Below are 15,370 nucleotides of genomic sequence, written 5' to 3'. Positions count from 1 at the left end.
CTCGCTGTAGCCAGACTCGCTGGCGAATTTCCTGATGGTCATGTAGCGCATTGACTGCTACTCCTGCCGCGTCAGGTTTGGAACTGCGGGTGAAACTGACGCGTCAGCCTTCATCATCGCGCGGCCCCGATTCAGCTACGGTGCGCAGCTTGAGTGCGATCCCGCAGGAGTTGGCCAGTCCGGTGAGTTGTCCAACTGTGGTGGCTGGGTCTTGAAGCGCCTGGCCGAATCGAATCAGGCGCTCGCCCAGGCTTTGGAACTCGGTGCGCAGTTGGAGCCGGGTGCCTTGGCTGAGAGTGCTCATGCCTGCTGCTCCTGATTGGCCTTTGCCGCCTCCTGAGCAGCCTTGGCCAGCGCATCAAGCAACAGCGCTTGCTGCTCCTGGCCATGCAGGTACAGGCGAAGGGCGCGGATCACGACGGTGTTCATGCTGGTGTCGCTTGATGCCGCTGCGCGCTCGACCTCGCTGCGCATGTCGTCCGGGAGGCGCACGACGAATTTGTCTGCGCCGCGGCTACCACCTTCATACCGTTGCATGGCGATCGCTCCCGGTGTGAGGGTTGGCCAACTTGGCGGTACGGATCTCGGAGCGGTCGACAGCCAGCTCGGCCGGAGCATCTATGCCCAGGCGGATCTGGCCGTCGCGGCCACTGATCACGGTGATTTTGATGTTGTCGCCGATGACAATTGATTCGCCGAAGCGACGGGATAGACACAGCATGGTGCAACTCCTTTTGGTTTCTACAGGCAAGCCGAGGGCCTGCCGCGATTGTTGGCTTTCGCAAAATCAGGTTTGGGTTATGCGGCCAGCGTCACTTCATGGCGCTTGGCTGCGATTCGGGCTTCGATCTTTGTATCTGATCCGCCACTGCGCCGAACTTTGGTCATGGGGTCTTCGGCTAGTGCGCCGTGAGCGGCCAGCACGAGCGCAAGTGCGGCGGCAGGGGAAATAAGACCGCGGCGGAATGCTTCTGCCACCAAGGCAGGGCGTTTGTAGACGCCGAGCTTGTGCATACAAGATTCAATACGGCCTTTAACCGAGCGTGGAGAGATACCATCATGCTTAGCAATCTCCTTGTCAGTCTGTCCAGCAGCAACTGCCAGCAGGCAGGAGAGCTCACGCTGGGCGAGACCAAGACCAAGATTTCCTTTCCATAAGCCGTTGCTGATGCATTGCATGAGGTGCCACCCTTGACCAAAGTTATCGTCTGGTGGCTATAGTGCTGGCGGGATTTGTCTGTGTCAATCCCTGCGGGATTATATTTTAAAGGCCTGGTATTTTTGCATCGATCACGCGCCCGATTATTTCCCAGTCTCCGTCGATCTCAATCGGCTTAAAGCCTGGGTTCAGGGGCATCAGATAGGCCGATCCAGCGTCACTCAGGTACTGCTTAAAGGTAGTTTCACCATCCCGATGACGGGCTACGTAGAACTTTCCACTGATCAGATCGAAGCCCTCTGGCTGAACCAGTATTTTCGTTCCTTCTGGAAAGCTCGGAACAGCTTGCGTGGTCATCGATGGTCCTTTCACGTCAAGCCAATACCCTCCGGCACCCGCATTTTCGGTCGATCCCAAATACTCCTCAGCATGACCCGCAAGATAATCAGTGGGCGATTCGGCTCTATCCCCTGCTGCAATCCAGCTTATCAACGGGTAGCTCATCGCGGGCCGCCAAGGGTGTAGAGCGGGCGAGACATTGGACACGCCATCAGTTTCAGTTGAATAATTTTCACGCATTAGCCGGGCCAGTTCACGCAGATCTTGGCTGGAAACCGTTATTTCTCCGATGGCCTTTGCCAGCCTTGGACTGAACTGGTCAACACTAGTGCCAAGGATTTTGGCGACCTTCGCGGAGAACTCCATATTCAACGCATTGCGCCCATTCAGATAATGGCTCAGTGAACCCTGATTCATGCCCAAGAGCTCCCCGACCTTTTCCTGAGTGAGGCCCAGACGATCCTTATTTTTTAGGTAAATCGCCTTCAGTGCTGCACATTCGGCAAGTTCTTCTTCGGACAGCGGTCTTTTTTTCATGAATGAACCTTATGGGTAGCGGGACTTTAAATCAAATCCCGCAGGCATTGACTTTTGTAAATCCCGCCAGCACTATTTAAAAGAACCGAAATAGTGGAGTCATCCCGGTGCAACGAATTCCTCTTGCTGAATACGCAGCAAAGCGACATGCCGGTACAGCCGAAAAGCTCGGAATGAGCCAGGGCTCGTTGAGCAAGGCTATCCGCGAAGGGCGATCCATCTTCGTGATCGTGTCCGATGACGGCAAACTGTCTGCCCTCGAAGAGAAGCCTTTTCCAAGTCAGCGGCGAGGCAACTCACCTCACCGATGTACAAATAATAATCCCTCAGGCTCTGAATTATCAGGATCAAACGTACCTGTTAATTCATCCAGTACCCAGCAGGCATCCCCGTGACCGCCTGCCAATCCAAGTTTTTGCTGTCCGGCTAACACAAACGCCAGGCACAAAAAAGCCCGACCTAAGTCGAGCCTCTTGTTCAGTACCCGCGCCAACGGGAACTGCGCATTCACTTTGCTTCGAGAAAACCAAAATGAAATCAGAAAATATCACCCGCTCAACTCCAGCGCAAGCAACCCTTATCACCAAGGCAGTTGAGTTCGGCGAAACGCCAATTGCGAACCAAGGCGAATACCTCTTTCAGACAGTGCCTTCAATGCAGGTTGAAGACGCGCTACAGAAAGCCCGGACGCTGTCTCTGGGGCTTTCGCAGATCTGCGAGGACATGCGCCAGTCGATCAACTACGGGGGCCTTGTTCACTGCGATGGCATGGCGCTGCTGGGGTTTGTGGCTGAGGCGATCCACGCGCTTGTCTGCTCGACCCAGGATGGCATCAGCGTCCCAGATCAACAGGGGGCACGCCAATGACCATTCCAACTCTGCACGATCTGATCATCGATGTTGAGGCCCAATTTCCAGCTGAATCGTCAGGAGTCACGTTAACCAGCCATCAAGTAACGCACCTGAATCGCATCAGGCAGGCATCCGGTGAGACTGCCAATGTCCTGATCTCGGGCATTGAGGCGATTGGCGAAATGATGGGGCTGGCTGAGGGCGGCGAAATGTCCACTGAGTCCGTGGTGGGGATCGGTTGGCTCATCAAAGAGCTGGCGAGTCTTAACCGCAGACTGCAAGAAGAGCGCACCGCCGCGAGTCACAAGCTGGAAAACATGAGTGGCGCGCCACAAGAAGCGCCCTCCGCAAATCGTGGCGCGAGTGCTAGGGGTGCCCTATGAGCAATCCAGAGTATTACCCCGACGCAGCCAAGCGAATCGCCGAGTCGCTGGATGTCATTGGAATTCTTTCTGATGTGCTGGCGGAAAACACTGTTGCCCGCGAAAGCTCCGACGAAGGCGAAAGCGACGAGCAGTTGAGCTGCCGATGCGAGGCCGGTGTGCAGGCCGCTATCCGCCTTATTGCTATGGCTGCCTATACCGACCTTCAGTCGATAGCCCAGGGCTTGGGGATACCAGAGTGAACCCGATCACCAGCACCGCCCCGACAATGTCATCCCAAGAAATTGCCGATCTTGTCGGCTCCCGGCACGACAAGGTGAAGCAATCGATTGAACGCCTTGTTGAGCGCGGCACGATATCCCAACCCCCAGTGGGGGATGGGCCGAGGTCGGCCAACGGAGTCGTCGTGCAGGAATACCACGTCTGCAAGCGCGACAGCTTCATCGTGGTGGCGCAGCTCAGTCCCGAATTCACCGCCGCGCTGGTTGATCGGTGGCAAGAGCTCGAAGAAATGGCCGCTCGCCCGATGACCCAAGCCGAAATCACGGCGGCGAACGCAAACCACCTGGTGGAAATGGAGCGCCACCAGCGCGAACAGCAGGTGGCCATTGACCGGATCGAACGCAGGGTTGAGGTGATCGCCGAACAGAGGGTCTGGGATCACTGCCCGCAGAACTGCATCCCGCTCGGCCGCATTCAGGCAGAGATGAACAAGGCCTATGGCCTGTCCGGACCGATGGTTTCGTTCGTGCTGCGCCAGTGGCCGAACCAGCCCAATCACGCAGGCATGGTCCGCAATGTCCACGAGGAAGCGAAGGGCAGCCAGTACATCGTCTGGTCCAAGAGCCTCGTCACCGCCGCGTTCAAGCGCTTCGTTTCAGAATGCCAGATGGTCAGCGCCACCCAGGCTACACACCCCTATTTTGAAGGCCGGTTTCGACTGGTGAACAAGGTCAAATCATGAGCAAAAAACCGTCCCATCAGCAGCTTGTTGAGCGTGTGGCAGCTCTGACCGTTGACTGGTATCGCGCGCAGGCGCTCGTCCGAGACGTTCGGCAACTGCTCAATAACGAGTATCAGCAGTACTTCGCAGTACACGGTGAGCCCGAGCCGAACTTTCGCCGAATCAACCCTGACGACCCGGCCTACACGCCAGTTATCAACTTCACGAATCAAACATACGAGCAGTTGCAGAAGGCCAAGCAAGCTAAGGGCAGCGCGAAGCGCCGTATGGAGACCGCTGTGCGCGCTCTGATGGCGTATCGCGGCGAGGTCATCGAAGCGCCAAGGCAAGCGGTCGTGCGCCGCGCCAACGCAAGCGGGGAGACGCTGCAATGAGTATGGAATTGATGGTCAAGGCCATGAAGACCAAGGTCGGAAACCCTCTGCGCAAGCTGGTGCTGGTCAAGCTGGCCGACAATGCCAGTGATCAGGGTGAGTGCTGGCCGTCGTACCAACACATCGCGGACCAGTGCGAGATCGGTCGGTCCACGGTGAAGCTGCACGTTCGTGAGCTGGAGAAAGCCGGTTTTCTTCGCCGAGAGTACCGCCGGAAGGGCGAGCTGAATCAATCTAACCTTTTTCACTTGTCGCTTGATGGTGGGTCACCATCTGCCCACCCGAGTGGGGCACCAGATAACCCACCTGGGGCAGGAGATAACCCAAGGGGTGGGGCAGCAGCTGCCCCCAGAACCAGTCACTCTTCTGAACCAGTCAATGAACCTAAACCTATGTGCAAAACAGGCACGGTGAAAGGGTTTGACCAGTTCTGGAAGATGTACCCGCGCAAAGTTGGAAAGGATAAGGCATCGAAGGCGTGGCAGAAGCTCCAGATGACAGAGGCTCTGTATGACCTGATCGTTTCGGCGCTGGCGAAGCATGTGGCGACACCTGGCTGGACGAAGGACAACGGCCAGTTCATCCCGCACGCTGCCACCTGGCTCAACGGCAAGCGCTGGGAGGATGAGGTAGAACCGGCCGGCAAGACCGGATCTGGCAACCGGCACACCCAGCTCGATCAGGTGGACCACACCGATGGGCTGGAGCTGGACGCCAACGGCAATTTCCGGATTGCGGGGGATGGCCAATGACTTCTCAACCGCGCTACGCCATCGACACCCGCCAAGGCACTTGCTCAACACATGGCCGCTTCACGAGCGCCTTGGTCGAGCAGTTCGGCGCAGACCCGATCTGGTATGGCTGCCCCGGCTGCGAGTTCGATAACCGTCACTCGGCTGACATCAGCATCCGCGCTGGCGGCGTGCTGGTCCACACTGAGCGTTTGCTGAACGCTCGACTGCTTGATTCATGCATCCCGGCCCGGTTCCAGCAGTCCACCCTTGAAAACTGGGTTACCGGGAATGACGACGCCAAGGTCAAGGCGTGGAACATCGCCACTGGCTTCGTGGAGGCTTTCGCCGAACACTATCAGGCCGGTCGCTGCATGATGCTGCTGGGGCAGGTTGGCACCGGCAAAACTCATCTTGCCACGGCCATGCTGCAGCAGGTCATCCGATACTTCGGGGCCCAGGGCGTGCACGGCCTGTACGCCACTGCTGGTAGCATCATCCGCAGCATCAAGGAAACGTTCGGCTCGCAGATCAAGACCGAATCGCAGGTCTATGCCGATCTGATCGGCCCACACTTGCTGGTGATCGATGAAATGGGCCTGCAGAACGGCACGGACTTCGAGCGCCAGGTCCTCTTCGAGGTCATCAACGGGCGGTATGAGCAGCTCAAACCGACGATTATCGTCAGTAACCTGAGCATCACCGATTTGAAAGTGAGCATGGGTGATCGCGCCGTGGATCGGCTGCGTGACCGTGGCGGGTTGGTCTGCGTGTTCCGCTGGCCCTCGGCGCGAGGTGCCGCATGAGCCGCGAACTTTATAGTCTTGAGGCTGAGCATGGCCTTCTGGGCGCGCTGCTGCTGGACGCCTCCCTGTTCGACGCTATCACCGCCCGGATCACGACGGCCGACTTCGCCTACGACGACAACGCCGCGCTGTACCAGGCGATCATCGATACGCACGCCACCGGCCAGCCTGTGGACGTCGTGACGGTGGGCATTGAGTATCCGGACCTGCCGAGCGGTGAACGGACGCTGGCCTACGCATCTGAAATCGCAAAGAACATCCCGAGCACGGCGAACTGGGCCGGGTATCAACGCATCGTGCTGGAACGTTCAGCGCTGCGCCGGGTGGTTGAGGTGGCGGACGTGATCCGGGATTCGGCCAGCGAAAGTTTGCCGGTCGCTGACATCATCGCGCTGGCCCAGCAGGCAACGGCGGATCTTCGCGAACTGGGCGCACCCGACCGGAAGGATTATTACAAGTACAGCGAAGTGCTGACCCCTGTAATCGATGGCATCGACAGCCGGTTCAATGGCGCGAAGCAGCTCGGGCACTCCAGCGGCTTGAAGGATCTGGACGAACTGATCCGAGGCCTTCGCAACAAAAACATGATCGTGATCGCTGGCCTGCCCGGCTCAGGGAAAACCACGCTCGGCGTGCAGATCGCCCAGCATATTGCATGCGTCGACAAGGGCGTCGGTCTAATCGTCTCGATGGAAATGACCAAGGAAGAGTTGGTCACGCGCGGCATTGCTTCCGTGGGTGGTGTAAGCCTGACGCGCCTTGATGAGGGGCATACGCTCCAGGATGAGGACTGGCCGAAGATCACCAGCGCCGTGAACGTACTGCATCACTCCAAGTTGTTCGTTTGCGATGAGGAAGGCATGACTGCCGCCCGCATTCGCTCGACAGCCAGGCAGGTGCAGCGCAAAGAGGGGCTCGGCATCGTGGTGGTGGATTACATCGGCCTGATCGCCGCCGAGGGCGCTGGTCAGAACCGAACGCTCGAGCTGGGCAAGATATCCACTGCGCTCAAGAACATGGCCAAAGAGTTGAACGTGCCCGTGATCGTGCTGGCGCAGCTCAACCGCGGATCAACCAACCGCACGGACAAGAAGCCGCGCCCAAGCGACTTGCGCGAGTCGGGTCAGATCGAGGCCGACGCCGACGTGGTGATTCTTGTGCACCGGGATGCAGACAGCGAGGAAGGGCAGAACGGTGTCACAGAGCTGATTGTGGGCAAGTGTCGCCATGCCAAAACCGGTAGTTGCCTTGTCCAGCAGCAGGGCCAGTACGTCCGCTTTGTGAACTTTGCCGGTAATTCTTACGCCACGGACGAAGAGGTCGAAATGGGCCGCGCCTTCGCGAACCGTGGGTATCGGGGGAGGGCAGGCAATGAATGACCTGGTGAAGACACTCACGGTGATCATGACAGACGCAGAGATCCGTCGGCATGCCTCGCGCCTGCATGTTCGTGCGCTGCGTGATGCTCGCCACCCAGAACTGCACTTCCGTTATTCCACCGTCGACCGCACCCAAGGCTCCTGGCATGTGGTGGTGCGCGGCAAGTGGGGCAAGGCCGGCAACTATCCTGGCATCAACGCCAAGCTGATGCAGTCCACGCTGCCGAGCATCCTTGCCCGCCGATCTGCGGACCCGGCGGCAAACTCGGTCACCACCAGTTGGGCCACTGTCGGCGACGTGCTGGCATGGTACGCCGACCGTATGGGACGCGACCGTGGCTTGTCATCCAAGCGCAAGGCCAGTGCCCAGTCCGCGCTACGCCGCCATCTGGTGCCCCGGCTCCAGGATGTGGAGCTTGAAGCCCTGACCAGCCCTGCGTTGGACAGGTTGCTGATGTGGCCCCTGCAGGAGCGGTACGAGCTGTCTTTCGTGCGCTCGGTGTACGGCGTGCTGGCCGTGGCGTTCCGCCAGGCAACCCGGTTGGCGCTGCTGGGCTCCAATCCGATGGCCAGTTTCAAGTACACCGACTTCGTGCAGACGCGAATCCGGCCCAAGGCGGCCCGGTTGCGCAGCGATGATCTGCCGCCTCTGTTGCTGGACCTGGCCGAACGTATCGAACGGGCACCGCTGGAATCCATGCTCGCGCTGATGATGCTGTGCCACGGCACCCGCCTGGGTGAGACGCGGTTGGCCCGCTGGAAAAACGTGAACTCCACGACCCGGCAGTGGTTCATCCCGGCGGCAGACACCAAGACCAAGGCGGAACACACACTGCCATTGACACCGCAGGCATGCGCGCTGATCGAGCGTTACCGGAGTCTGCAACAAGCCAGCGGGTATCAGGGACCATTTCTGTTCCCTGGCCGCTCCGGTGCAGCAATCAGCGCAACGTTGGCCAGCACTCTGTTCACTGGCTTGGCCAAGGGTGAGTGGTCCAGCCATGACCTGCGCAAGGTGGCCCGCACAGCGTGGGCCGATCTGGGCGTTGACTACATGGTCGGTGAGATGTTGCTCAACCACGCCATGAAAGACCTCGACGCGACTTACATCCATACCGCCGCCGAGGGCCTGAAACGCCAGGCACTGGAGGCGTGGCACAACTACCTCGAACAGCACGGGCTGACCCCTTTGCTCGGTGAGACATTTGCAGGACACGAAAACATGAAACCTACCCCAAAGGCCACGGATATTAAGGCGTTCAGCGATTCTCAGTATCCATCCCAAGGGAGGAAGCAGAACGAAAAAGCGACCGCCCAGACCCCAATCGGAGGCAGCAATGAGTAAGGTCGCGATAGCAGCACCCCGCAGATTGCTGGCGGACTTCTCCCCAACCGTTTATCAGAGCGTTATGTCGGCAATCGTTCGCGTCCTGGCGACTGACAACATAGACAACAGTGCCAAGCAGAGCTGGCAAAAGCTGATCGACTCCGGCGGAAGGACGGGCGGCTCAAGGGCTTTGCTCTCTGCTCGCGACCAGTTTGATTACGACTGTTGCCTGCACGCACTCCTGCACCGGGAGTTGAGCAAGGCCCATTGGGATCTGCTGGTGGGCAAGTTCTCCACCAGCAAGGGCAACCGCGTCGGTGCGATATCCAGGACGGTCTATCGCATCAGCTCCCCAGCGCCAGCCCTGTTTGTTTACAAGGCCACCACCGTATGGTTCATCCCGAAGATGAAGGGCGTGCAGGGTAAGCGATCCAGCGACGTCGCAATTCTTCCTGCAGAGTTCTACGACATGAACACATGGGATGCGGAAGCCAGGCCAGCATCAACGCGAGGCCGCTGGAGGCTCGGGATTCACAAGTGCCTGGAGGCGATGCAGGAGGGCGCGGTAGTTCATGTAACGGAGATTCTGGACCGTGAACAGTTGTTGTGCGATGGAACTTGACAAAAGTGGGCAAATGGTTGAAATTGCCACCCATCATATGATCTCTGCGCGCTAACGGGATCGAACGAAAAGCCCGGCCATTGAGTCGGGTTTTTTGTGCGAGCTCGGGGTTGACACCTAAGGTGGTTATCGACGAAAGTCAACTTTTAAATAGTTGATAGGTCAAGGAATGAAAAAAGTTCTCGCGCTCGCCGGGCTTCTGTTATCAGCAACTGTATTCGCAAATGACAAGGTGGAAGTTCAAAACATTCAAGTAGTAAATATCCCGGGTGGAAGTAGCATCCAGGGTATTGCCCATAACAATACCAATGCCACCCTCAAAAATATTTTTGTGAATTTCAAACTCTACGATAAGCAAGGAAACGTAGTCGGCAATACGCTCGCTCACGGACAAGACATTGGCCCGGGCGAAAACTTCAAGTTCGCAGCGGATACGAATAAAAGCTTTGCTGAGGCACGCTTAAGCGGCGTAGACGTCTACTAGAAAAAACTTTGTGGATTATCAGACCCCAGTCAAGCGCTGGGGTTTCTCGTTTCGAGCCCCTTGCGTAGACTCGATGCAAGATCAGGCACCAGCTTGATCTCATGCAGGAGTGGAATATGAAACGTGACATTTTGATGGCAGCCCGTATTCTCGGTTTTTTAGTCCAGGAGTGCGTAGGGACAGGAGTGCCGCGCAATGATATTCGGCTCCGATATGTTGGTGACAAGGTGCAAGGGGTCCCAACTGAAGTCATCTGGGATCAAATTGATTACCATCTGGAGCTTCTGGAGTCTGCCGGCTTCGTCGCAAGACACCGCGCCGGGGAAGATTTCAGCGCGGATATCTTTTCCATGACTTGGGCTGGGCATGACTATCTGGATCAGCAAGATTTCTGAAGTTTTTAGAGCTTTTTCTGCGCTCCCGGCTGAGTGCGGGGTTTTTGTTTCCACCTGACTTGCCTCATTGGCTGCGATGTGCGCATGATCCAACCCCGCATTGATTAACCTCTGCAAAGGCGATACGGGATCAAACCCAGCTCTCAAAGCTGGGTTTTTTTGTTTCTGGAGTTCGCAATGAAAAAGCTCGTGATCGATGTAAGCTTGGCAGAAACTGATCAGTTGCTAAGGTCTGTTGCTGAGGCTATGGGCTCACTTGAACATCTTCCCGAGTTTCCGCTTCAGGTCTTCCGCGACCTTGTCTCCGATAGCCTTCTTGACCTTTCCATAGGTTTCGACAGCGCCGCACTTGCGGCAGGTGATCTTCGAGCTGTCGTTCAAATTGGTAGGCGCTTCGAGCTGGTCGCTTCCGCACTTACTGCACTTCAAGGTTACCTTCATCAGTTTTCGCTCCGTGAAACGTCTCATGTGGAAATAGGACGATAGCACGGAGCTACTTTTGTCGTTTAGCCACAGTCAGGGTTGCCCTTAGGGCAGAGCCTGGACGCGGTATATCCGGTTGTCACGCGTTACGAAAGAACACCAGCAGTCAGTGTGCCCTCGCTCCATCACACAGGGCAGTGCTGGCGGACTGATGGAGAGACATTACACCCATTCCAAGGCTCGCCATATCGGCGGGCCTTTTTTCGTTTCTGGAGCAGCAAACGCAGAGCCACCACTACGTGCAGGAGAGCCTGCGGCCGCTCATTGTTATTGATGGGGTCACCGACATCAGGCAGGCCGACATCAAATTAATACCTGAGTCTCAGCCTGCCGTTATTGATGAGCTTACTGCGCAGCTTTCTGATCCTGAGTTACAGGAGTGCCTTTTGCGGTCAATTCAGCTCCTGCCTTAAGTCGATCCAGGCCGAGGCGCCAGAGCTTCAAAGCTTCAGGGTCGTCCTCATAAATCTCAGGTGGTGCGCCTAAACGAACATCAAGAGCGCCCCTGAATCCCTCGTTTTGGCTCCCGGTAAGTTTTTGAATCGCCATGCCGGCGACCTCTAGCGCTGCCATTATTCCCGCTTCAAAAGGTGAAACTGGGTCGTTTTTGCGATCCATTTAAATGTCCTGTGTGGTTTGAATGGAATCGGAACGATAGCACAGAGCCATATTCCCGCCCTTCGCGGGTTTTTCTTTTAAATCCCCGAAAGGGCGAACCCGGATGCGCACTATGCCCGACAAGCCAGACACCTGGGCCAAGCTCTGGATGGCCTTATCGAATCCACTATGGCAGGGCGCGATCATGGCCATCATCGTTTCTCTACTGCGCATCCTTTACGACGCGAAAGAAACCAGCAAACGCCGGATCTTCTTTGAAGCGCTGATCTGCGGTGCTTTGAGCCTGGTGGCCTCAAGCCTGATCGAGTGGATGGCCTGGCCGCCCAGCCTTTCAGTTGCTGCCGGTGGAACCATCGGCTTTCTTGGCGTGACCGCCATACGCGAACTGGTGACACGGTTCATTGGCCGCAAGGTGGACATCACATGAAGGCTATCGCCGCTGCGATCATCATCGGCCTGGTTGGCCTGTTGCTCGTTGGTATCCAGCAGTACCGCGTCGTCGCCCTCAGTGGTGCCATGCAGCTGGAGACCAAGAGCAAGAACGACGCCATTGCTGCCAACAACGAGAGCCAGGCCACCATCACCACGCTACGGGCAGAAGCTAAGCGTAATGCCGACTATCAGGCTGACCTGAACAAACGGCTCAAGGCCAGTGAAGGCAAAGCCAAACAGGCGAGGAAAGAATTTGAAGACCTCAAGCGCAACAGCAAGCCGGTTCGTGATTGGGCTTCTCAGCCTTTGCCTGACGGCCTGCGCGGCAAAGCCGGTGGTGGTAACAAAAACGTCAGCGGTTCGAATCGAACCCCCTGAGCTGATTCCCTGCGAACGGATCAACGCCGATGAGGCGGATCTTCGTTCGAACGGCGACGTCTGGGAGTTGAAGGATCAGGCCATCAAGATGCTCGACACCTGCGCCGATCAGGTCGACGCACAGATCCTGCGTAGCCAGAGCAAGTAGCTCGTGGACCTATCCACGGCAGCCGCGCCCTGGCTCGCGATCTCGGCGTTTCGGGTCGAATGACCTATTTTGGTGCGCCCCGAGAGAGGGGGGACCCTGGGGGTATTCGGGGCATACGGGGCTGCGGACTCGCGGGAAAGCGTTAGCCACAGGGCTGGAAAGTTAGTTGACAGCGGTTGACAGGTTGACAGGAAGTTCTTGGGTTTTCAGCGACAGAGTTCGCGTGATCCAAGCAGTATTTTTTAGTGACGTCCCCCGGTTCTATTGGGTTGTAGGTGTTTTTGTGCCTGTTCAGATTCTTGAACAGCAGCCCCTGCACAAAGGCCAGAAGGCTTGTCAACTAAGCCGGGTTAGTTGACAAGGTTGACAAGCCACGACGATGGAGGCCGCATGGCTTTTGTAACTCGCAAGGAGTACTGCGAGCTGAAGGGGTGGTCCAGGCAGTACGTTGGCAAGCTGGTCAAGAGTCAACGACTGGTTCTGAATGCTGCCGGGCAGATTGATGTGGATGCCAGCGAGCAGCTTTTGGCCATGACCAGCGATCCGAGCAAGGTCGGCGTCGCCGCTCGACATGAGCGCAGTCGCCCGAAGCGAGTGGATCAGCCACCGCTGGAAATAGTCATCGCAGACTATATAGATGCCCCATCCGATCAGGCGCCCGACTTTCAAAGGTCACGCGCTCTTCGTGAGCACTACCTGTCGCTTCAGGAAAAAAACAACTTCCTTAAATCCCAAGGCACCTTGGTAGAGCGCAAATCGGTCGAAGACGCGGCCTATAACGCCGGTCGCTTACTGCGTGATCTTTTGCTTGGAATAGCTCCACAGCTAGCGCCTGAACTGGCCTCAATGTCCGACCCATGGAAAATCGAGAAGCGTCTGACGGCGGCTTTCCGACAAACACTGGACGATGCTGAGCGGCTGTCTGAAGCAGATCTGCAACACGCCATTACCCCGAGCTAAACCTATGCCCTTAGAAATGTCGAACGGTGCGGCGGTGTACCGTGAAGCTTATTTCCGTGGGCAGCGACCAGAGCCAGATGTCTGGATTGATCAGTGGGCTGACGAGTACATGCGCATCCCGCGTGACACGGGAGCTGCCGAACCTGGTCAATACCACACTTCGCGTACCCCTTATGCGCGTGAGCCGATGCGCTGTCTTTCACCAGCCCACCCGTGCAAGCGCGTGGTGACCATGGTGGCTTCGCAGTTGATGAAAACGCAGATCGCCTTGAACTGGATCGGCGGCCTGATCCACATGGCTCCGTCCAACATCCTCACGCTGTTGCCCAGTCTGGGGTTGGCCAAGCGGGTATCGTCTCGGATTGGTAAAACCATCAAGGCCACGCCGGTTTTGCGTGAGCGCGTGGCGGCTAACCGGTCGCGAGATGCGCGCAACACGATGGATACGAAGGAGTTCGAGGGAGGCTCGCTGTACATCACCACTGCTGGCTCCGCGGCCAACCTGGCGGAGCTTTCCGCACGCTACATCTATGGCGACGAGGTTGATCGTTGGAGCGTGGACGTGGGCGAAGAGGGCGACCCGATTGAACTGGCCGAGACTCGCGGTAGTACTTTCGGCCGTAACGCCAAATTTTATTTTTCCAGTTCTCCGACGATCAGGGGGGAGTCACGGATCGCTGATTTGTTTGAGGTCAGCGATCAGCGTTACTACTACGTGCCGTGCCCAACTTGTGAACACATGCAGGTGCTCGAATGGGAGCGTTTGCATTACTCGGCGGATTATCAGGTTGTGCATTACCAATGTGCCGGCCCCGACTGCGACGTACTGATTGAGGAGCGCTATAAGGGCGAGATGCTGGCTAAAGGGGAGTGGCGAGCACACTCTCAAGGCGATGGCGAAACCATTGGTTTTAACTTGAATGCGTTGTACTCGCCGCCAGGCTGGACGGGGTGGGCCTCGTTGGCCAAGCAATTCGAGAAGGCAAAAAAGGCTCAGGCCAAAGGCGACTTGGAACCCATGCAGGTTTTTTATAATACCCGTCTGGCCAAAGTCTGGGATAGCGCTCAGGAGCAAACCAAGGCTGATGTGCTGAGGGAAAGGGCGCGACTGGAAAGCTACGGGCTTGGCTCAATGCCCGACGGCGTGTTGATGCTGACCGCTTCTGTTGACACCCAAGGCAATCGCCTGGAACTGATGGTGATGGGTTGGGGTGTAGGCATGGAACGCTGGGTTGTCGACTTTCAAGTGATCTCCGGCGACCCCGCAGATGAGCGCACCTGGGCAGCGCTGGATGAGTTACTCAAGGCCCGTTACCTACACCCTGTTGGTGTCGAGTTGATGATCATGGCTACTGCGGTCGACTCCGGTGGTAACCATACGGATGAGGTCTATCAGTTCTGTCGTATGCGCCGCTGGCGCAACGTGTTCGCCATCAAGGGGGCGAGCAAGCGTGGCCGACCGGTGATCGCGCAGCGACCGTCGATGGTCGACGTGACATGGAAGGGCCTAACGGAACGGCATGGCGCCGAGCTATGGATTGTTGGTACCGACACGGCTAAGGACTGGATCTACAACCGCTATGCATTCGACACTGGGCCAGGAGCGTTGCACTTTGCCAATGACCTGCCGGATGACTTTTTCGCCCAGTGTGTGGCCGAGCGCAAACTCACCCGTTACGTCAGGGGACATAAACGTATCGAATGGACCAAGGGCAAGTCCGAGCGCAACGAAGCGCTCGATCTGTTGGTGTACAACCTGGCCATGGCCCATTACCTCGGTATCAATCGCTATCAAGATCACGATTGGGCGCGAATTCGGCAGGTGATTCACCAGTCGGCTTCTGTTGAAAGTGGCCAACCCGTTCAGAGCGAACGGCTCAGCCGCCCAGTCGTAACACCGGAAGCACCACAGACGCCGAAACCAGCTGTGAAATCACGTCCGATAACCGCCCCCCCACAACGCCGTGCTTCCACCAGCGGCTATCTGAAGAGACGTTGA

The 15,370-nt window shown here is 57.3% G+C and carries 25 protein-coding genes; 19 read left to right on the top strand and 6 right to left on the bottom strand.

Going from position 1 to position 15,370, the window contains the following annotated elements; all coding sequences use genetic code 11:
- Positions 1-103: 103 nt before the first annotated feature.
- From RGM3321_RS20840 to RGM3321_RS20820, 5 genes are all read right to left on the bottom strand, one after another.
- On the bottom strand, positions 104-304 hold the full coding sequence (locus RGM3321_RS20840; protein WP_244394651.1) for a hypothetical protein: 201 nt from the start codon (positions 302-304) through the stop codon (positions 104-106).
- On the bottom strand, positions 301-537 hold the full coding sequence (locus RGM3321_RS20835) for an Arc family DNA-binding protein (protein ID WP_104720687.1): 237 nt from the start codon (positions 535-537) through the stop codon (positions 301-303). The genes RGM3321_RS20840 and RGM3321_RS20835 overlap by 4 nt, the downstream gene beginning before the upstream one ends.
- Complete coding sequence (locus RGM3321_RS20830) at positions 524-721, bottom strand: carbon storage regulator (protein WP_244394650.1); 198 nt, start codon at positions 719-721, stop codon at positions 524-526. The genes RGM3321_RS20835 and RGM3321_RS20830 overlap by 14 nt, the downstream gene beginning before the upstream one ends.
- Before the next feature lie 77 nt (positions 722-798).
- On the bottom strand, positions 799-1,179 hold the full coding sequence (locus tag RGM3321_RS20825) for a LuxR C-terminal-related transcriptional regulator (RefSeq protein ID WP_244394649.1): 381 nt from the start codon (positions 1,177-1,179) through the stop codon (positions 799-801).
- An 85-nt stretch (positions 1,180-1,264) separates the two neighbouring features.
- Positions 1,265-2,035, bottom strand: coding sequence for a LexA family transcriptional regulator (locus RGM3321_RS20820; protein WP_244394648.1), 771 nt, complete (start codon positions 2,033-2,035; stop codon positions 1,265-1,267).
- Positions 2,036-2,142: 107 nt separating this feature from the next.
- On the opposite strand from RGM3321_RS20820, the gene RGM3321_RS20815 reads away from it, so the two are divergent.
- From RGM3321_RS20815 to RGM3321_RS20750, 14 genes are all read left to right on the top strand, one after another.
- Positions 2,143-2,430: a Cro/CI family transcriptional regulator gene (locus tag RGM3321_RS20815; RefSeq protein WP_244394647.1), complete on the top strand. Its 288-nt coding sequence runs from the start codon at positions 2,143-2,145 to the stop codon at positions 2,428-2,430.
- 136 nt (positions 2,431-2,566) lie between these two features.
- Positions 2,567-2,902: a hypothetical protein gene (locus RGM3321_RS20810; RefSeq protein WP_244394646.1), complete on the top strand. Its 336-nt coding sequence runs from the start codon at positions 2,567-2,569 to the stop codon at positions 2,900-2,902.
- Positions 2,899-3,270: a hypothetical protein gene (locus RGM3321_RS20805; protein ID WP_244394645.1), complete on the top strand. Its 372-nt coding sequence runs from the start codon at positions 2,899-2,901 to the stop codon at positions 3,268-3,270. Before RGM3321_RS20810 ends, RGM3321_RS20805 begins: the two co-directional genes overlap by 4 nt.
- Positions 3,267-3,512, top strand: coding sequence for a hypothetical protein (locus tag RGM3321_RS20800; RefSeq protein ID WP_244394644.1), 246 nt, complete (start codon positions 3,267-3,269; stop codon positions 3,510-3,512). The genes RGM3321_RS20805 and RGM3321_RS20800 overlap by 4 nt, the downstream gene beginning before the upstream one ends.
- On the top strand, positions 3,509-4,234 hold the full coding sequence (locus tag RGM3321_RS20795; protein ID WP_244394643.1) for a Rha family transcriptional regulator: 726 nt from the start codon (positions 3,509-3,511) through the stop codon (positions 4,232-4,234). Before RGM3321_RS20800 ends, RGM3321_RS20795 begins: the two co-directional genes overlap by 4 nt.
- Positions 4,231-4,608, top strand: coding sequence for a hypothetical protein (locus tag RGM3321_RS20790; RefSeq protein WP_244394642.1), 378 nt, complete (start codon positions 4,231-4,233; stop codon positions 4,606-4,608). The genes RGM3321_RS20795 and RGM3321_RS20790 overlap by 4 nt, the downstream gene beginning before the upstream one ends.
- The gene (locus tag RGM3321_RS20785; RefSeq protein WP_244394641.1) at positions 4,605-5,360 is read left to right on the top strand and encodes a helix-turn-helix domain-containing protein; all 756 of its coding nucleotides are present in this window, start codon (positions 4,605-4,607) and stop codon (positions 5,358-5,360) included. Before RGM3321_RS20790 ends, RGM3321_RS20785 begins: the two co-directional genes overlap by 4 nt.
- Positions 5,357-6,145 (top strand): ATP-binding protein, encoded by a 789-nt coding sequence (locus RGM3321_RS20780; protein ID WP_244394640.1) that lies wholly within the window; start codon positions 5,357-5,359, stop codon positions 6,143-6,145. The genes RGM3321_RS20785 and RGM3321_RS20780 overlap by 4 nt, the downstream gene beginning before the upstream one ends.
- Positions 6,142-7,524 carry a replicative DNA helicase gene (locus RGM3321_RS20775; RefSeq protein WP_244394639.1) on the top strand — a complete coding sequence of 461 codons (1,383 nt, stop codon included), beginning with the start codon at positions 6,142-6,144 and terminating at the stop codon, positions 7,522-7,524. The genes RGM3321_RS20780 and RGM3321_RS20775 overlap by 4 nt, the downstream gene beginning before the upstream one ends.
- Positions 7,517-8,869 (top strand): site-specific integrase, encoded by a 1,353-nt coding sequence (locus tag RGM3321_RS20770; protein WP_244394638.1) that lies wholly within the window; start codon positions 7,517-7,519, stop codon positions 8,867-8,869. Before RGM3321_RS20775 ends, RGM3321_RS20770 begins: the two co-directional genes overlap by 8 nt.
- Entirely contained in the window at positions 8,862-9,473 is a 612-nt protein-coding gene (locus RGM3321_RS20765) for a hypothetical protein (protein ID WP_244394637.1), read from the top strand. Before RGM3321_RS20770 ends, RGM3321_RS20765 begins: the two co-directional genes overlap by 8 nt.
- Before the next feature lie 169 nt (positions 9,474-9,642).
- Positions 9,643-9,957, top strand: coding sequence for an FxLYD domain-containing protein (locus RGM3321_RS20760; protein ID WP_020339812.1), 315 nt, complete (start codon positions 9,643-9,645; stop codon positions 9,955-9,957).
- 116 nt (positions 9,958-10,073) lie between these two features.
- Positions 10,074-10,352: a DUF2513 domain-containing protein gene (locus RGM3321_RS20755; RefSeq protein ID WP_024690126.1), complete on the top strand. Its 279-nt coding sequence runs from the start codon at positions 10,074-10,076 to the stop codon at positions 10,350-10,352.
- Between the two features lie 177 nt (positions 10,353-10,529).
- Positions 10,530-10,838 carry a hypothetical protein gene (locus RGM3321_RS20750; RefSeq protein ID WP_244394636.1) on the top strand — a complete coding sequence of 103 codons (309 nt, stop codon included), beginning with the start codon at positions 10,530-10,532 and terminating at the stop codon, positions 10,836-10,838.
- Between the two features lie 342 nt (positions 10,839-11,180).
- On the opposite strand, the gene RGM3321_RS20745 is transcribed toward RGM3321_RS20750, so the two are convergent.
- Positions 11,181-11,453, bottom strand: coding sequence for a hypothetical protein (locus RGM3321_RS20745; protein ID WP_244394635.1), 273 nt, complete (start codon positions 11,451-11,453; stop codon positions 11,181-11,183).
- A 103-nt stretch (positions 11,454-11,556) separates the two neighbouring features.
- Here RGM3321_RS20745 and RGM3321_RS20740 point away from each other — a divergent pair, with 103 nt between their 5' ends.
- The 5 genes from RGM3321_RS20740 (at position 11,557) to RGM3321_RS20720 (ending at position 15,370) form a co-directional block, all read left to right on the top strand.
- Positions 11,557-11,880, top strand: a complete 324-nt coding sequence (locus RGM3321_RS20740; protein ID WP_080336554.1) for a phage holin, lambda family — start codon at positions 11,557-11,559, stop codon at positions 11,878-11,880.
- Positions 11,877-12,263, top strand: a complete 387-nt coding sequence (locus tag RGM3321_RS20735) for a hypothetical protein (protein ID WP_244394634.1) — start codon at positions 11,877-11,879, stop codon at positions 12,261-12,263. The genes RGM3321_RS20740 and RGM3321_RS20735 overlap by 4 nt, the downstream gene beginning before the upstream one ends.
- Positions 12,223-12,411 carry a hypothetical protein gene (locus RGM3321_RS20730; protein WP_244394633.1) on the top strand — a complete coding sequence of 63 codons (189 nt, stop codon included), beginning with the start codon at positions 12,223-12,225 and terminating at the stop codon, positions 12,409-12,411. The genes RGM3321_RS20735 and RGM3321_RS20730 overlap by 41 nt, the downstream gene beginning before the upstream one ends.
- A 390-nt stretch (positions 12,412-12,801) precedes the next feature.
- Positions 12,802-13,371, top strand: a complete 570-nt coding sequence (locus RGM3321_RS20725) for a terminase small subunit (protein WP_244394632.1) — start codon at positions 12,802-12,804, stop codon at positions 13,369-13,371.
- 4 nt (positions 13,372-13,375) lie between these two features.
- Positions 13,376-15,370, top strand: a complete 1,995-nt coding sequence (locus tag RGM3321_RS20720; protein ID WP_244394631.1) for a phage terminase large subunit family protein — start codon at positions 13,376-13,378, stop codon at positions 15,368-15,370.

Source organism: Pseudomonas sp. RGM 3321 (genome assembly GCF_022836805.1).
GTDB lineage: Bacteria > Pseudomonadota > Gammaproteobacteria > Pseudomonadales > Pseudomonadaceae > Aquipseudomonas.
The sequence above is the reverse complement of the archived record's forward strand: the minus strand, read 5'-3'. Positions and strand labels throughout refer to the sequence as shown.

Coding starts and splice junctions, on each gene's coding strand:
- RGM3321_RS20775 (WP_244394639.1), top strand. CDS start 6,142: ATGAGCCGCGAACTTTATAGTCTTGAGGCTGAGCATGGCCTTCTGGGC.
- RGM3321_RS20770 (WP_244394638.1), top strand. CDS start 7,517: ATGAATGACCTGGTGAAGACACTCACGGTGATCATGACAGACGCAGAG.
- RGM3321_RS20800 (WP_244394644.1), top strand. CDS start 3,267: ATGAGCAATCCAGAGTATTACCCCGACGCAGCCAAGCGAATCGCCGAG.
- RGM3321_RS20810 (WP_244394646.1), top strand. CDS start 2,567: ATGAAATCAGAAAATATCACCCGCTCAACTCCAGCGCAAGCAACCCTT.
- RGM3321_RS20785 (WP_244394641.1), top strand. CDS start 4,605: ATGAGTATGGAATTGATGGTCAAGGCCATGAAGACCAAGGTCGGAAAC.
- RGM3321_RS20755 (WP_024690126.1), top strand. CDS start 10,074: ATGAAACGTGACATTTTGATGGCAGCCCGTATTCTCGGTTTTTTAGTC.
- RGM3321_RS20725 (WP_244394632.1), top strand. CDS start 12,802: ATGGCTTTTGTAACTCGCAAGGAGTACTGCGAGCTGAAGGGGTGGTCC.
- RGM3321_RS20835 (WP_104720687.1), bottom strand. CDS start 537: ATGCAACGGTATGAAGGTGGTAGCCGCGGCGCAGACAAATTCGTCGTG.
- RGM3321_RS20765 (WP_244394637.1), top strand. CDS start 8,862: ATGAGTAAGGTCGCGATAGCAGCACCCCGCAGATTGCTGGCGGACTTC.
- RGM3321_RS20820 (WP_244394648.1), bottom strand. CDS start 2,035: ATGAAAAAAAGACCGCTGTCCGAAGAAGAACTTGCCGAATGTGCAGCA.
- RGM3321_RS20790 (WP_244394642.1), top strand. CDS start 4,231: ATGAGCAAAAAACCGTCCCATCAGCAGCTTGTTGAGCGTGTGGCAGCT.
- RGM3321_RS20720 (WP_244394631.1), top strand. CDS start 13,376: ATGCCCTTAGAAATGTCGAACGGTGCGGCGGTGTACCGTGAAGCTTAT.
- RGM3321_RS20830 (WP_244394650.1), bottom strand. CDS start 721: ATGCTGTGTCTATCCCGTCGCTTCGGCGAATCAATTGTCATCGGCGAC.
- RGM3321_RS20735 (WP_244394634.1), top strand. CDS start 11,877: ATGAAGGCTATCGCCGCTGCGATCATCATCGGCCTGGTTGGCCTGTTG.
- RGM3321_RS20750 (WP_244394636.1), top strand. CDS start 10,530: ATGAAAAAGCTCGTGATCGATGTAAGCTTGGCAGAAACTGATCAGTTG.
- RGM3321_RS20780 (WP_244394640.1), top strand. CDS start 5,357: ATGACTTCTCAACCGCGCTACGCCATCGACACCCGCCAAGGCACTTGC.
- RGM3321_RS20805 (WP_244394645.1), top strand. CDS start 2,899: ATGACCATTCCAACTCTGCACGATCTGATCATCGATGTTGAGGCCCAA.
- RGM3321_RS20745 (WP_244394635.1), bottom strand. CDS start 11,453: ATGGATCGCAAAAACGACCCAGTTTCACCTTTTGAAGCGGGAATAATG.
- RGM3321_RS20740 (WP_080336554.1), top strand. CDS start 11,557: ATGCGCACTATGCCCGACAAGCCAGACACCTGGGCCAAGCTCTGGATG.
- RGM3321_RS20760 (WP_020339812.1), top strand. CDS start 9,643: ATGAAAAAAGTTCTCGCGCTCGCCGGGCTTCTGTTATCAGCAACTGTA.
- RGM3321_RS20840 (WP_244394651.1), bottom strand. CDS start 304: ATGAGCACTCTCAGCCAAGGCACCCGGCTCCAACTGCGCACCGAGTTC.
- RGM3321_RS20825 (WP_244394649.1), bottom strand. CDS start 1,179: ATGCAATGCATCAGCAACGGCTTATGGAAAGGAAATCTTGGTCTTGGT.